Source organism: Myxococcus xanthus (assembly GCF_006402735.1).
GTDB classification, from domain to species: Bacteria; Myxococcota; Myxococcia; order Myxococcales; family Myxococcaceae; genus Myxococcus; species Myxococcus xanthus_A.
Window position 1 is genome coordinate 6,371,967 of the sequence record NZ_CP017174.1, and the last position, 12,677, is coordinate 6,384,643.

8 protein-coding genes are annotated in these 12,677 nt (G+C 70.4%); 5 read left to right on the forward strand and 3 right to left on the reverse strand.

The window, feature by feature from the left end; genetic code table 11:
• Window positions 1-13 precede the first annotated feature (13 nt).
• Both BHS09_RS25890 and BHS09_RS25895 read left to right on the forward strand, forming a co-directional pair.
• Window positions 14-4,111 carry a DUF4215 domain-containing protein gene (locus BHS09_RS25890; protein ID WP_140799401.1) on the forward strand — a complete coding sequence of 1,366 codons (4,098 nt, stop codon included), beginning with the start codon at window positions 14-16 and terminating at the stop codon, window positions 4,109-4,111.
• A gap of 122 nt (window positions 4,112-4,233) precedes the next feature.
• Window positions 4,234-7,905, forward strand: a complete 3,672-nt coding sequence (locus BHS09_RS25895; RefSeq protein WP_140799402.1) for a serine/threonine-protein kinase — start codon at window positions 4,234-4,236, stop codon at window positions 7,903-7,905.
• A gap of 5 nt (window positions 7,906-7,910) precedes the next feature.
• Here BHS09_RS25895 and BHS09_RS25900 read toward each other — a convergent pair whose 3' ends face one another.
• From BHS09_RS25900 to BHS09_RS25910, 3 genes are all read right to left on the reverse strand, one after another.
• A complete protein-coding gene (locus BHS09_RS25900; RefSeq protein ID WP_237077430.1) occupies window positions 7,911-8,261 on the reverse strand; it encodes a hypothetical protein in 351 nt (116 codons plus the stop codon).
• 184 nt (window positions 8,262-8,445) lie between these two features.
• The gene (locus BHS09_RS25905) at window positions 8,446-8,793 is read right to left on the reverse strand and encodes a hypothetical protein (RefSeq protein WP_140799403.1); all 348 of its coding nucleotides are present in this window, start codon (window positions 8,791-8,793) and stop codon (window positions 8,446-8,448) included.
• 184 nt (window positions 8,794-8,977) lie between these two features.
• Complete coding sequence (locus tag BHS09_RS25910) at window positions 8,978-10,591, reverse strand: sigma 54-interacting transcriptional regulator (protein WP_140799404.1); 1,614 nt, start codon at window positions 10,589-10,591, stop codon at window positions 8,978-8,980.
• A 168-nt stretch (window positions 10,592-10,759) separates the two neighbouring features.
• Between BHS09_RS25910 and BHS09_RS25915 the strand changes: the two genes are divergently transcribed.
• Genes BHS09_RS25915 through BHS09_RS25925 form a run of 3 tightly spaced genes read left to right on the forward strand, consistent with a single transcriptional unit; the run spans window position 10,760 to window position 12,666 of the window.
• Entirely contained in the window at window positions 10,760-11,533 is a 774-nt protein-coding gene (locus BHS09_RS25915) for an alpha/beta hydrolase (RefSeq protein WP_140794187.1), read from the forward strand.
• 50 nt (window positions 11,534-11,583) lie between these two features.
• A complete protein-coding gene (locus BHS09_RS25920) occupies window positions 11,584-12,111 on the forward strand; it encodes an SHOCT domain-containing protein (RefSeq protein ID WP_140799405.1) in 528 nt (175 codons plus the stop codon).
• 21 nt (window positions 12,112-12,132) lie between these two features.
• Window positions 12,133-12,666, forward strand: coding sequence for an SHOCT domain-containing protein (locus tag BHS09_RS25925; RefSeq protein WP_140794189.1), 534 nt, complete (start codon window positions 12,133-12,135; stop codon window positions 12,664-12,666).
• The last annotated feature ends 11 nt before the right edge of the window (window positions 12,667-12,677 follow it).

Consider the following 12,677-nt stretch of genomic DNA (forward strand, 5'->3'; position numbering starts at 1 on the left):
GGCAGACATCCCCATGAAAACGCGTGTCCTCTTCAAGACGGCGGCGCTCTGTCTCGCGCTGCTCTCATCCCTGACCGGCTGTGATTCGGGCGGTGCCCGGACAGCCGCGGCCCCCACCGAGCCCGTGCTCGTGAGCCGGTCCGCCTCCCTCGTCGGAGACGGCCAGCTCGAGCCCGGCGAGCAGTGTGACGACGGCAACACCACCAGCGGCGACGGCTGTTCCGCCACCGGCACCATCGAAGCAGGCTACCTGTGCCACGTGCCCGGGCGCCCCTGCTCGCTGGCGAGCCTGTGCGGCAACAACGTCGTCGACTCCGGCGAGGCGTGTGACAGCAACGTCCCCGGCTCCGACTGCACGGCGACCTGTGACCTGTCCCTGTGCGGCAACGGCATGTTCGACAACCGCGCCCACCCGTCCTACGCGCAGGAAGTCTGCGACGACGGCAACCGCTTCGAGGGCGACGGCTGCAGCCGCCTGTGCGAGGTGGAGCCTGGCTTCGCCTGCGCCGGCAGCCCCAGCCGCTGCGTGCGCGCGGGCGTGACGGTCTTCAACACCGGCGTGGACGAGAACAACCGCCGGCTGGAGGTCGGCCCGGATCCGCACTGGTTCTACTCGGGCACCAACACGGGCGCGGCCACGGGTCCGCGGACCGCCAACGACTGGCCTCAGGAAATCCAAACGGCCCGCTTCATGGCGGCGCCCCTGGGAGCGCCCGTCTGCGTGTACCAGGACTTCATGGTGCCCTCGACGACCAACGTCTCGCAGTTCCGCCTGCGGCTGGCCACGTTCAACGACAACCAGTTCGACAGCGCGCGCGTCAACGGGCAGCTCTTCACGCCCACCGTCGTCAACGAGCCGGCGGGCCAGCCCTGGCAGAAGAACATCTTCCGCGAGTTCGGCACCAACGCTCCGTGGCGCGCGGGCCTCAACCGCATCGAGCTGTGCAACGAGAACGAAGCCACCGAGCCCAACGCCTTCCGCTACCTGTTCGTGGACGCGTACGACGACCGCTGCGGCGACGGCGCCGTGTCCCTGCGCGAGGAGTGCGACGACGGCAACGCCACCAACGGTGACGGCTGCTCCGCCACCTGCGGCATCGAGGCGGGCTACGGCTGCACCGGCCAGCCCAGCACCTGCGCCCAGACGTGTGGCAATGGCACGCTGAACCCGGGCGAGCAGTGCGACGACGGCAACTCCACGGCGGGCGACGGCTGCAACGCGAGCTGCCGCGTGGAGAAGGGCTACGCCTGCCCCACCCCGGGCGAGGCTTGCAAGGAGACGTGCGACAACGGCGTCATCGACCCGGGCGAGCAGTGCGATGACGGCAATGACTACGACTCGGACGGTTGCTCCTCGGCGTGCCGCATCGAGCGCGGCTATGAGTGCCAGGGCGCTCCGTCCATCTGCGCCCCCCTGTGCGGCAACGGCCGGATGGACGCGGGTGAGCTGTGCGACGACGGCAACACCACCCTGGGTGATGGCTGCTCCAACGCCTGCACCCTGGAGTTGGGCTACGCCTGCCCCGCCCCGGGCCAGGCCTGCGTGCTCACCTGCGGCAACGGCAACGTGGACCCAGGCGAGCAGTGCGACGACGGTGACCTGGAGCCGGGGGACGGCTGCAGCACCGAGTGCCGCGTGGAGGATGGCTACGCGTGCAGCACGCCCGCAAACGGCCCGTCCGTCTGTGTCGAGAGCTGCGGCAACGGCGTCCTGGACGCGAACGAGACGTGTGACGACGGCAACACCACGGCGGGCGACGGCTGCTCGACGGGCTGCCGCGTGGAGAATGGCTATACGTGCAGCGGCGCGCCCAGTACCTGCGCCACCATCTGCGGCGACGGCATCCGTGCGGGCTCGGAGACGTGCGATGACGGCAACACCACGGCGGGCGACGGCTGCAACGCCACCTGCTCGGTGGAGCCGGGCTGGAGCTGCCCTGGCGCTGGCAACCAGTGCTTCTTCACCTGCGGCAACGGCACGGTGGACAGCGGCGAGGCGTGCGACGACGGCAACACCACGGCGGGCGACGGCTGCAACGCGAGCTGCCGCGTGGAGAATGGCTATACGTGCAGCGGCGCGCCCAGCACCTGCGCCACCACCTGTGGCGACGACGTCCGCGCCGGCAGCGAGGTGTGTGACGACGGCAACCTCAACAACGGCGACGGCTGCTCCTCGCGCTGCCTCCTGGAGGACGGCCAGCCCTGCAACGCGTCTGGCGTCTGCGAGAGCGGCATCTGCAACCCCGACACCAACACCTGCATCAGCCCCAACACCTGCGGCAACGGCATCCTCGACGAGGGGGAGCTGTGCGACGACGGCAACACCACGGTGGGCGACGGCTGCTCGGCCACCTGCGCCATCGAGGACGGGTTCGGCTGCACCGGCATCCCGTCGGTGTGCGCGGTGACGTGTGGTGACGGCATCAAGGCGGACAGCGAGGCCTGTGATGACGGCAACACCGCCAACGGGGACGGCTGCTCGGCCACGTGCACCGTGGAGAGCGGCGCCGCGTGCCAGACGGCGGACGTGAGCGTGTTCATCACCCGCCAGGGCAACGCGAACTGCACGGAGGTGTCGGACATCGACGCCCCCGTACTGCCCAACGCGGCCATCCAGGCCGAACTGGGCGTGCCGGGCCGCTACCGCATCCGGTACGTGTCCGGCGCCGTGAGCTACTCGGGTGGCGCCAACTGGTACCCCGGCGTCATTGGCGTCAGCGCCAACGCGGGCACGCAGGTGCAGGGCTTCTCGCTGGGCTACACGCCCCGCGGCGGTCCGGGCTCGGCCACGCGCGCCGAGGCCATGCCGCTGGGCTTCCCCCTGTCCCGCGACTTCACGGCGGCCACGGGTGACGTGCGCATCGCGCTGGTCGACACCGACTGCGACCTGGCCAACAACTCCGACACGGCGGTGACCTACCGCGTGGACGCGCTGTCCATCTGCCAGACGGCCCCTGTCGTCACGTCCCCGACGCCGGGCGGCACCGCCGGCGAGGAGCTGGAGGGCACCGCCACGCCGGGCGCCACCGTGGACGTGTACCTGGACGGCAACCCCGCGCCGGTGTGCACCGTCATCGCCGACGCGGAGGGGAACTGGAGCTGCACGCTGCCGGATGACCTGGAGGAAGGGCCGCACACGGCCGTCGTCACCTCCACCTTCCCGGGCGCTCCGCAGACGTCCACGTCGGTGGAGTTCATCGTGGACTACTCGCCGCCGGCGCCTCCGGTCATCACCGGCCCCACGCCGGGCGCGGTGCTGGACACGCAGACGCCCGTGCTGAGCGGCACGGCGACGCCGGGCGACGAGGTGACGGTGTACGAGGGCGGCACCGTCCTCTGCACCACCACGGCCGACGCGGCGGGGAACTGGAGCTGCACGCCCACCACGCCCATGGCTGAAGGCCCGCACACGGTGACGGCCACCGCCACGCCTCCGGGTGGCAGCCCCGGCCCCACCTCCACGCCCGTCACCTTCACCATCACCCTGACCACGACGGAGCCGCCGGTCATCACCGGGCCCGCCGACGGCGCGGTGCTCAACACGTCGACGCCGCCCCTGAGCGGCACGTCGGCCCCGGGCACGGTGGTGACGGTGTACGAGGGCGACACGGTGCTCTGCACCACCACCACCAACGACGTGGGCGCGTGGAGCTGCACGCCGACCCAGCCGCTGGAGGATGGCCCGCACACGGTGACGGCCACCGCCACCGACAGCGAGGGCCGCACCAGCGAGCCCTCCGCGCCCAGCGAGTTCATCATCGACACCCAGGAGCCCGACACGTACCTGCCGCGCACGCCTCCCTCGCGCGGCGGCAACCGGACGGCGACCTTCGAGTACGACGCCTCCGAGGAGGGCGTCACCTACGAGTGCAGCTTGAACGGGGGCCCCTTCGAGCCCTGCCGGGACAGCTATGACGTGGGCGAGGGTCAGCACACCCTGCGCGTGCGGGCCACGGACCGCGCGGGCAACGTGGACAGCACCCCCGCGGCGTACTCGTGGACGGTGGAGCTCACCCGGGCCTTCGCCGGTGGCGGCTGCAGCACGGCGCCCGCCGCGTCCTGGCTGGCGCTCCTGGGCCTGCTCGGCCTCCGCCGGAGGAAGCGCGGCTAAGGGCTGACCGCTACACCTTTCCGCCGGGAGGTCCACAACCCCCTTAGAGGCCCCCTCCGCCGGCCTCGTGGACCTCCCGGCGGATTTTCCCCCCGCCACGCGCCAACCCGTATGCTGGGGCCGTGCACGTGGCGGGGCGATTGAATGAGACTTACGAGGAGGAGCTCCTCCTCGCGATGGACGAAGGACTGCTCTCCGGAGAGGAGGTGGCGGTCCTGCGTGAGGAAGCGCTTCGCCTGCGGCGTGGCCCCCTGGAGCTGCTGCGGGAGCGAGGCCGGCTGTCCGAGGACTCCCTGGTGGCGCTTCGTGGCGAGCTCGCCTCCGAGAGCACGGACCCGAGCGCTGGCCGTCCGCTCGAGGCCGCCACGCTGACGCCGGTCACCCCGGGCGTGTCCCCGCCTCCCGCCGTGGAGCCGGACGGCGCCACCTTCCCGGTGCCGGACTGGGACCGCTACCAGCCCGTGCGCTTCCTGGGCCAGGGCGGCATGGGCCGGGTGTTCCTGGCGTATGACCCCATGCTCCGCCGCAACGTGGCGCTGAAGTTCGTGCGCGGGGACGACCCGGAGCTGGCCCGGCGCTTCCTCTCCGAGGCCCGCGCGCAGGCCCGCGTCCGACACGAGCGCGTGTGCGAGGTGTACGAGGTCGGCGAGGTGCGCGGCCGGGGCTACATCGCCATGCGCTTCGTGGACGGCCAGCCACTGGGACAGCTGGCGCGCTCGCTTACGCTGGAGCAGAAAGTGCTGGTGCTGCGCCAGGCCGCCGAGGGCGTGCACGCCGCCCATGGCGCGGGCCTCATCCACCGCGACATCAAGCCCGGCAACATCCTGGTGGAGCGCACCGAGGACGGCGGGCTGGCCCCCTTCGTCATGGACTTCGGTCTGGCGCGTGACTGGCGCGAGGACGGCGCCACGCCCAACGCCGTGCAGGGCACCCCGCACTACATGGCCCCGGAGCAGGCGCGCGGCGAGGTGTCCCGCCTGGACCGGCGCGCGGACATCTACGCGCTGGGCGCCACGCTCTACTCGCTCCTCACCGGCCGGCCGCCCTTCACCGGCGCCACCGAGGCGGAGGTCATCACTCGGCTCCAGCACGAGGAGCCGGCGCCGCCGCGCGCGCTCGATGCCGACATCCCGTCGGACCTGGAAGCCATCGTCCTCAAGTGCCTGGAGAAGCAGCGGCCCGCCCGCTACGACTCGGCGCGGGCGCTGGCGGAGGACCTGGAGCGGTTCCTCGAAGGAGAGCCCGTCCTCGCGCGACAGGGGCTGGGCTACCGCCTGCGCCGCAAGGCCCGCAAGCATCGGGTGGCGCTGACGCTGGGCTCCGCGGCCCTGACGGTGGTGTTGCTGGCGCTCATCCAGGCGGGCATCGCCCGCGGCGAGGTGGCCGAGCGCGAACGCCTCACGCGCCGCTTCACCGAACGGGTGGAGCGCATCGAGGCCTCCGCGCGTTACTCCGCCCTGTCCCGCATGCACGACACCCGTGAAGACCGGCGCGAGCTGCGCGCCAGCATGGACGCGCTGGAGGCCGAGGTGCGCGAGGCGGGCCCCCACGCGCTGGGCCCCGGCCAGTACGCCCTGGGCCGCGCGTTGCTCGTCTTGGATGAGCGGGACGCCGCGCGCAAGCGCCTGGAGGCCGCGTGGGCCCAGGGCTACCGCGAGCCCCGGGTGGCCTGGGCGTTGGCGCAGGTGCTGGGAGACCTCTACCAGGAGCGGCTGCTGCTGGACGTGGAGCGCCGCAGCCCGGAGCAGCGCGAGGTCCGCCGCAAGGAACTGGAGCAGAACTACCGGGACCCGGCCCTGGCCTACCTGCGCCAGGCCGAAGGCCCCGACGTCCCCGTCCCACCGCTGTACGTGAAGGCGCTGTTCGCCTTCTACGAGGGCCGCCACGAAGAGGCCCTGACCCACCTGGAAGCCATGGGCCGCGCGCAGCCCTGGTTCTACGAAGCGCCCCTGCTGCAAGGCGACGTGCTGCTGGCGCGGGCCACGCAGCGCTGGCACCAGGGCGACAAGGCCGGCTCGCAGGAGGACCTGGACGCGGGCCGCCGCGCCTATGCCGCCGCCGTCGCCACCGCGGAGAGCCAGCCCATGGGCCACTACGTCCTGGCGCGCCTGGAGCTGGCCGCGCTGGTGATGGAGCTGTACGGCGAAGGCAACGTGCTGCCCCACTATGAGCGCGGCGTGGAGGCGGCGACCCGCGCGCTCGCCGCCGCGCCGGATCACCACCGCTCGCTGGTCGTCCTCTCCCGCCTGCACCGCCGGCTCGCGGAGCAGCGCACCAGCCAGGGACGCGAGGACGCCGAGCCGCTGCTGGAGAAGTCCATCCACGCCGCGCGCGAGGCCCTGGCCCTGGCGCCGCCCAGCGACCGTGTCGCGCTGGAGCTCGCCATCACCCACCGGCTATGGGCCCGCTACCGCCAGGAGCGCGGGCAGGACCCGAGCGAGCAGCTCCGTCTGTCCATCGAGGCCTTCGAGCGCCTGCGCCCCGAGGAGCGCGACTATGCCTTCCACGCCAACCTGGGCCTGACCTATCAGGTGTGGGCGGACGCGGAAACCGAGCGCGGCGTGGACCCGCTGGAGCACCAGGGCAAGGCGATTGACGCGTACCTGGAGGCCATCCGCGTGCGGGAGAACCAGGCCGACGCGTGGATCAACCTGGGCAACGCCCTGCGCCGCCGCGCTTCGAATCCACGCGCCACCGACGCCGCGGGAGATTTGACGCGGGCTCGTGACGCACTGGCGAAGGCGCTGGCGCTCAATCCCGGCAACGTCGTGGCCAGCTTCCGCGGCGCGGAAATCTCCGAGCAGTTGGCGCGCTGGCGCTGGAGCCATGGCGAGCCCTTCGAGGCGGACCTGGAGCAGGCGCTGGCCCTGTTCCGGCAGGGGCTGGGCATCAACGCGAAGCTCCCCCCGCTCCACAACGGGCTGGGCGCGGCGCTGCTGTGGCAGGCCGAGCAACGCTGGGAGGAAGGCGGCGCCCCCGAACTCCTGCTCCAGCAGGCGCAGGCGGCCTTCGAGGAAGCCCGAACGCTGGCGCCCAGACAGGTGTACGCCCACAACAACCTGGGCGAGGTGTGGACCCTGAACGCCACCTTCCAGTCCGCGCGCAGGGAGAATCCAGAACCGAGTGCCCGCACCGCCGTGGAAGCCTACCGTCAGGCACTCTCGCTCCAGCCCCAGGACGCCGACCTCTGGGCCAACCTCGGCCGCGTGCAGACACTGCTGGCGACGTGGAGCGTGGAGACCGGCGGCGACCCACGGGCGGAGCTGGCGAAGGCCGAGGAGTCCCTGGCGCAGGCCACCACGCTGAATCCCCGCCAGGGCCACACGTGGCGCAACACGGGCGAGGCCCGCGCGCTCAAGGCCCGCTGGCTGGCGCACCGGGGCACCGCTCAGGAATCGGACTTCGAGCTCGCGTCGCAGGCCTTCCAGCAAGCCCTGTCCCTGGAGCCGCGCCGGCATGACTACCGGCTGGCCACCGCGCGATTCCAGCTCGCCTGGGCCGCGTGGCGTCAGCAGAGGAACGAGGACGCCGCGCCGCTGCTGAACCAGGGGCTCGCGCTCGTGGCGGAAGTCCTGGCGGACCGGCCCAGGTGGGCGCGGGCCCAGGCGCTTCGCGGCGGCGGGCTGCTCGCCCTGGCAGAGACGCGCGCCTCCTCCGAGCAACGGCAGGCCTGGCGCATCGAGGGCCAGGAGGTGTTGCGGCAAGCACTGGCCCGCAACCCTCACCTGGAATCCGAATGGAGAGGCCGGCTCGGCGCGGCTCGCGAGCCGCTGGCCGGCCCTCCTACGCCCTGACTAGCTCAGTACTCCTTGGGCGGGTCCGTCGTCACGTCGAGGTTGCCGTTCTTCGTCTCCAACTCGAGCCCGTGGCGGCGCGCCTCGGGGGAGCCGCCAGTCACCACCGTGAACGGGTACGAGCCGACCGCGGCCCCGTCGGCAACGGGGTCCTCGCGCTGAGAGGCGGCCAGAGACGTGTTGTTCAAGCTGAACGACGCCGTCGAATCCAGGCACGCGGGGGGATTCACCGTCACGTCCGATGTACTGCCAACCGTGTCAATGGCGAAGCGGACCGTGTCTCCGTGTCGAACCTTGTTGTTGGGGATGTAGCTCAGGTTCCCGGACTTGTTGATGAAAACAGTGATGATGGCCATGGGCCGTGGCTCCTGTGCCCCGCTGGGGCGTGTGATGAACTGCTGCCGTCTGTGATTTGCAGGCACCATACCAGACAGGTCTGGTTCACAGCGCCCTCGAAGATTCACCACCGGAGCATGCCCTCAGCCGCAGGTGGACGCGTCAGCCCCACCCACGAGGTTCAGCATGACACGTCAGGCCGGCTCAGAGCTTCGGTGGATCCGTCGTCACATCCAGGTTGCCGTTCTTCGTCTCCGCCTCGCCTCCGAAGTGCGGCTTCTCCGGCAAGAGAGGGACCTCCACGGTGAACGAATACGTGGTGAACTCGGCCGATTCGGAGACCGGGTCCTCGTAGATGGGGGGCGCCGCGGAGGTCTGGTCCAGGGTGACGGAATTCGTTGCAACCAGGCACGCGGGCGGATTCACCTTCGCCCACAAAGGACCGTTGAGCGGGTCGAGCACGAAGCGGACGGGTTGCCCCCGCCGGACCTTGTTGTTGGGCTCGTAGACCAGATCCCCCGACTTCTTGATGGTGACGGTGACAACGGTCATGGGCGCGGCTCCCGTGCCCCCAACGGGGCAATGAGAAGGATTGCTGCGGGCTGTGAGTTGCAGGCACCGTACCAGCCAGGCATGGCGCGCAGCCCCCTCGACAATTGACACCCGAGCCACCCCCGAAAGACAAATGGACGCGTCAGCCGAACCCACCAGGTTCGGATTGACGCGTCAGCCGACGCTACCCACCACTGAGGCCCAGCTCCCGCACGCGCCGCTGGAGCGCGCGCTTGGAGACCTCCAGCCGCTGCACCATCCGGTCGAGGTCGCCCTCGCACTCGTGGAAGCAGCGCGTGATTTCCTCGGGGCTCAAGTCGCGCGCGGTGCGCAGGAGCGAGCTCTTGTCGATGAGGACGTAGACGGACGGCCGGGGAATGCCCAGCCAGTCCGCGGTGGCCTTGAGGTCCCAGGAAGAGGCGCGAAGGGCCTCCAGCAACTCCTGCTCGCCCACGTCCGCGGGCTTGCGCCGCGGTGCCTTCGCGCCCTCCCCCGCCTCGTCGCCCGTGCGCTCGGTCAACGGACGCCCGGGGACTGGCTGCGCATCCGCGTCCAGCACCTGCTCCAGCCGCGCATCGGCACGCAGCCCCGGCATGCCCCGGCTGCCAATGACGAGCTGACGGGTGACGTTGCGCAGCTGGCGGATGTTGCCGGACCACGCGTGGCGCACCAACTGGACGGCCAGGGCCGCGGGCAGCCAGGGCTCGGCGCGCGGGTCCGAAGACGTCAGTTGACCGCCCTCCCCCATGGCCTCCAGTTCCTGGCGAGCGAAGTGGTGGAAGAGCAGGCCCACGTCCTCGCGGCGCTCGCGCAGCGGAGGCACCAGGATTTCAAAACCGGCTAGCCGGTGCAGCAGCGGGGCCTTGAAGGTGCGCTCCTGGATGCGGGCCTCCAGGTGCGCGTCCGTGGCGGAGACGAGCCGCACGTCGACGGGCACCGGCGTATGGCCGCCCACCGGATAGATTTCGCCCGTCTCCAGCACACGCAGCAGCGCGGCCTGCACCTCGGGCGGCGCCTCGCCGACCTCGTCGAGGAAGAGCGTGCCGCCCTCGGCGGCGCGGAAGAAGCCCTCCCGGTCCTTGCTGGCACCCGTATAGGCCCCGCGCTGGGCGCCGAAGAGCTCCGCGGCGACCAGCTCCTTGGCGAGCGCCCCCAGGTTGACGCTGACGAAGGGACCGGCACGGCGAGGACCACTGGCGTGGATGGCGCGCGCCACCAGCTCCTTGCCCGTGCCCGTCTCGCCCCGGATGAGCACCGGCACGGTGAGGTCGGCCACCCGGATGATGTCCTCGCGCACGCGGTGGATTCCCTCACCGTGGCCGACGATGCCCAGGTCCAGCACGCCCGGCTGACGGAAGGACGAGGCCAGGTGGAGCAGCAGCACCACGCGGTCGGCCAGCACCAGGGGCACCCCGGCGGACAGCTCCTCGCGGGAGAACTCCCGGCCGCCCATGACGGGCTCGTTCGCCACGCGCACCTGGGTGCCGTCCTCCGGCACCAACATCCGGAGGCCGCCTCGTGGGCCGGGCTCGAACTCCACCGGCTTGCGGCTGAGGAATGGGTCTCCCAACGGCAGGGACATGAGCCCCCCAGGCCGGGAGAAGTCCGGCGCGTTGCGAGACAAAGCCGCCGTGCGCCCCTGCGACGCGAGCACCTCCAGCAACAGCCGCTCGCCAATGCGCTGCGGCTGGGGATGGGACACAATCGTCAAGGCGGGCACGGAGAGCGCCACCGGGCTCTGCCCGGCCTGTGCGCGGCCCGCGGTGGTCGACATGTCTGCGGCGAGTTTCTGCTGCATGAGTATTCGTGTGAGTCCTGGGATACCCGTTGAGCCTACACCTCCGGACGCCCGAGCGCTGGGTTCATCCACCGAGGAAACGACGTGAGAATCCCGTGGGTTGGGGGAACTGGCCGGTGCAGGGGGCCGCGACCTATCCTCCTCCGCAGGCTCCAACTTCCGGACCCCATGGGATACGTCCACATCCTCCGAGGCTTCGCTTCCCCGCACGAGGGACACTCACGCACTGTCCGCATCTACACACCCGATACGTATGACGCCTCACCTGACAGGTCCTTTCCTGTCCTCTACATGCAGGACGGGCAGAACGTGTTCGCCCATCCGGAGTCCGCGCTCTTCGACACCTGGTGCGCCAACCTCACGCTGGAGCGGCTGGTGGCGGAGCACCAGGTGGAGCCGTGGCTCATCGTCGCGGTGGACTCCACGCACGACAGGCTCTCCGAGTACTCGCCATGGGATGAGCCCCGCAGCAACGTGGCGGCCCGGGCCGAGCCCTACGTGCGCTTCATGGTCGAAACGCTGAAGCCATACATCGAACGCACGTACCGCGTCCGCAAAGGCCCCGAGTGGACGGCGGTGATGGGCGCCTCGCTGGGTGGCCTCATCTCGCTGCACCTGGGGCAGCGACATCCAGCGCTGTTCGGCCGCATCGGCGGGTTGTCCCCGTCGGTGATGTGGAGCTGGAACCGGATGTTCTCCGAGTGGTCGGCCCACTCTCGACGGTGGACGCGCATCTACCTGGACGCGGGCACCACGGAAACGGTGGACCCGGTGGGGTACGTCATGCGCTACGGCGAGGCGACGCGGGACTTCCACCGCCACCTCCAGTCATTGGGCTACGCGGACCACGAGCTGCGGCTGGTGCTCGAACCCGGCGGAGAGCACCACGAACGGGACTGGCAGCGGCGGCTGCCGGAGGCCATGCGTTGGCTGCTGGCGTGACACGCCGGGAATCCCGGCGTATGGCGAACCAGTGGTAGCGTGTGCGCGGCATGACGCATCTGCTTCCGGCGACTCCGACTGAAATCTTCGTCTACCTCCTCTTTAGCGGCATCTCGCTCTATGCCGCCTGGACGGTGTGGGGCGTCGTCCGCGTCATGATGGTGGAGCGGAATGTGCTCAAGCACGGAGAGGCCGCCGAGGCCACGGTGCTCGAGCTGAAGGACACGGGCTGGCGCATCAACAAGCAGCCCCTCTTCGAATTGCTCCTCGATGTCCGCCAGAGCGGACGCGCCGCCTATCAAACGAAGGTGAAGAAGAAGCTGGGACGCCACCAGGGCATCTCGACGATGGGCGTGGGGACGCGCCTCGACGTCAAGGTCGACCGGAACGACCCGCTCAAGGTCGCCATCGTCGGCGCGGCCATGACGGCGCCTGTCGGGGCCTTCATGCGACAGGGCATGCCGTCCGAGGGAGACCCGGTGAAGGCGATGCAGAACCTTCAGTCGCTGATGGACAAGGGACTCATCACCCCTGAAGAGTTCCAGGCGAAGAAGGCGCAGATTCTCGCGCGTATCTGAGAACGCGCATCGAGGTGATTGGTGCTGACCGCGGTCCTGGCGATGTTGCCCTTCCTTCTCTTCTCGCTCGTCGGCTTCGGCGTGGCGGGGTACTTCTTCTATGCGCACGCGCAGACGCAGCGCCTCCGCGAGCACGGAACCGCCGGCGAGGCCACCATCCTCCGGATGGAGCGCACGTCGATGCGGATCAACAAGAGTTACGTCTACGACTTCCTGCTGGAGTTCAAGGTGCCGGGCCTCCCCACATACAGGCGGCAGCACCGCAGCCGGGCGCATGATTGGAAGGCCTTCATCCTGGAGCCCGGCGTGCGACTCAAGGTGAAGATCGATCCGAACGACCCTCAGCGGTTCGTCGTCCTGGGGCCCGTCGATGAGCAGCGCCCCCAGAGCATCCAAGCCCTCATCGCGGGAGCCGCTGGCTTTTCCGAGTCCAGGACCGTGGCCCCCCCAGACCCGGTGAAGGCATTGAAGGACCTCCAGTCGATGCTCGACAACGAGCTCATCACGCAGGACGAATACGCGCGGAAGAAGGCGGAGATTCTCTCGCGCCTTTGAAGCGGCCTCGC

Bases quoted from the DNA above. Each gene is read 5' to 3' on its own strand.
- BHS09_RS25890 (WP_140799401.1), top strand. From the start codon at position 14: ATGAAAACGCGTGTCCTCTTCAAGACGGCGGCGCTCTGTCTCGCGCTG.
- BHS09_RS25900 (WP_237077430.1), bottom strand. From the start codon at position 8,261: ATGGCCATCATCACTGTTTTCATCAACAAGTCCGGGAACCTGAGCTAC.
- BHS09_RS25905 (WP_140799403.1), bottom strand. From the start codon at position 8,793: ATGACCGTTGTCACCGTCACCATCAAGAAGTCGGGGGATCTGGTCTAC.
- BHS09_RS25910 (WP_140799404.1), bottom strand. From the start codon at position 10,591: ATGCAGCAGAAACTCGCCGCAGACATGTCGACCACCGCGGGCCGCGCA.
- BHS09_RS25915 (WP_140794187.1), top strand. From the start codon at position 10,760: ATGGGATACGTCCACATCCTCCGAGGCTTCGCTTCCCCGCACGAGGGA.
- BHS09_RS25920 (WP_140799405.1), top strand. From the start codon at position 11,584: ATGACGCATCTGCTTCCGGCGACTCCGACTGAAATCTTCGTCTACCTC.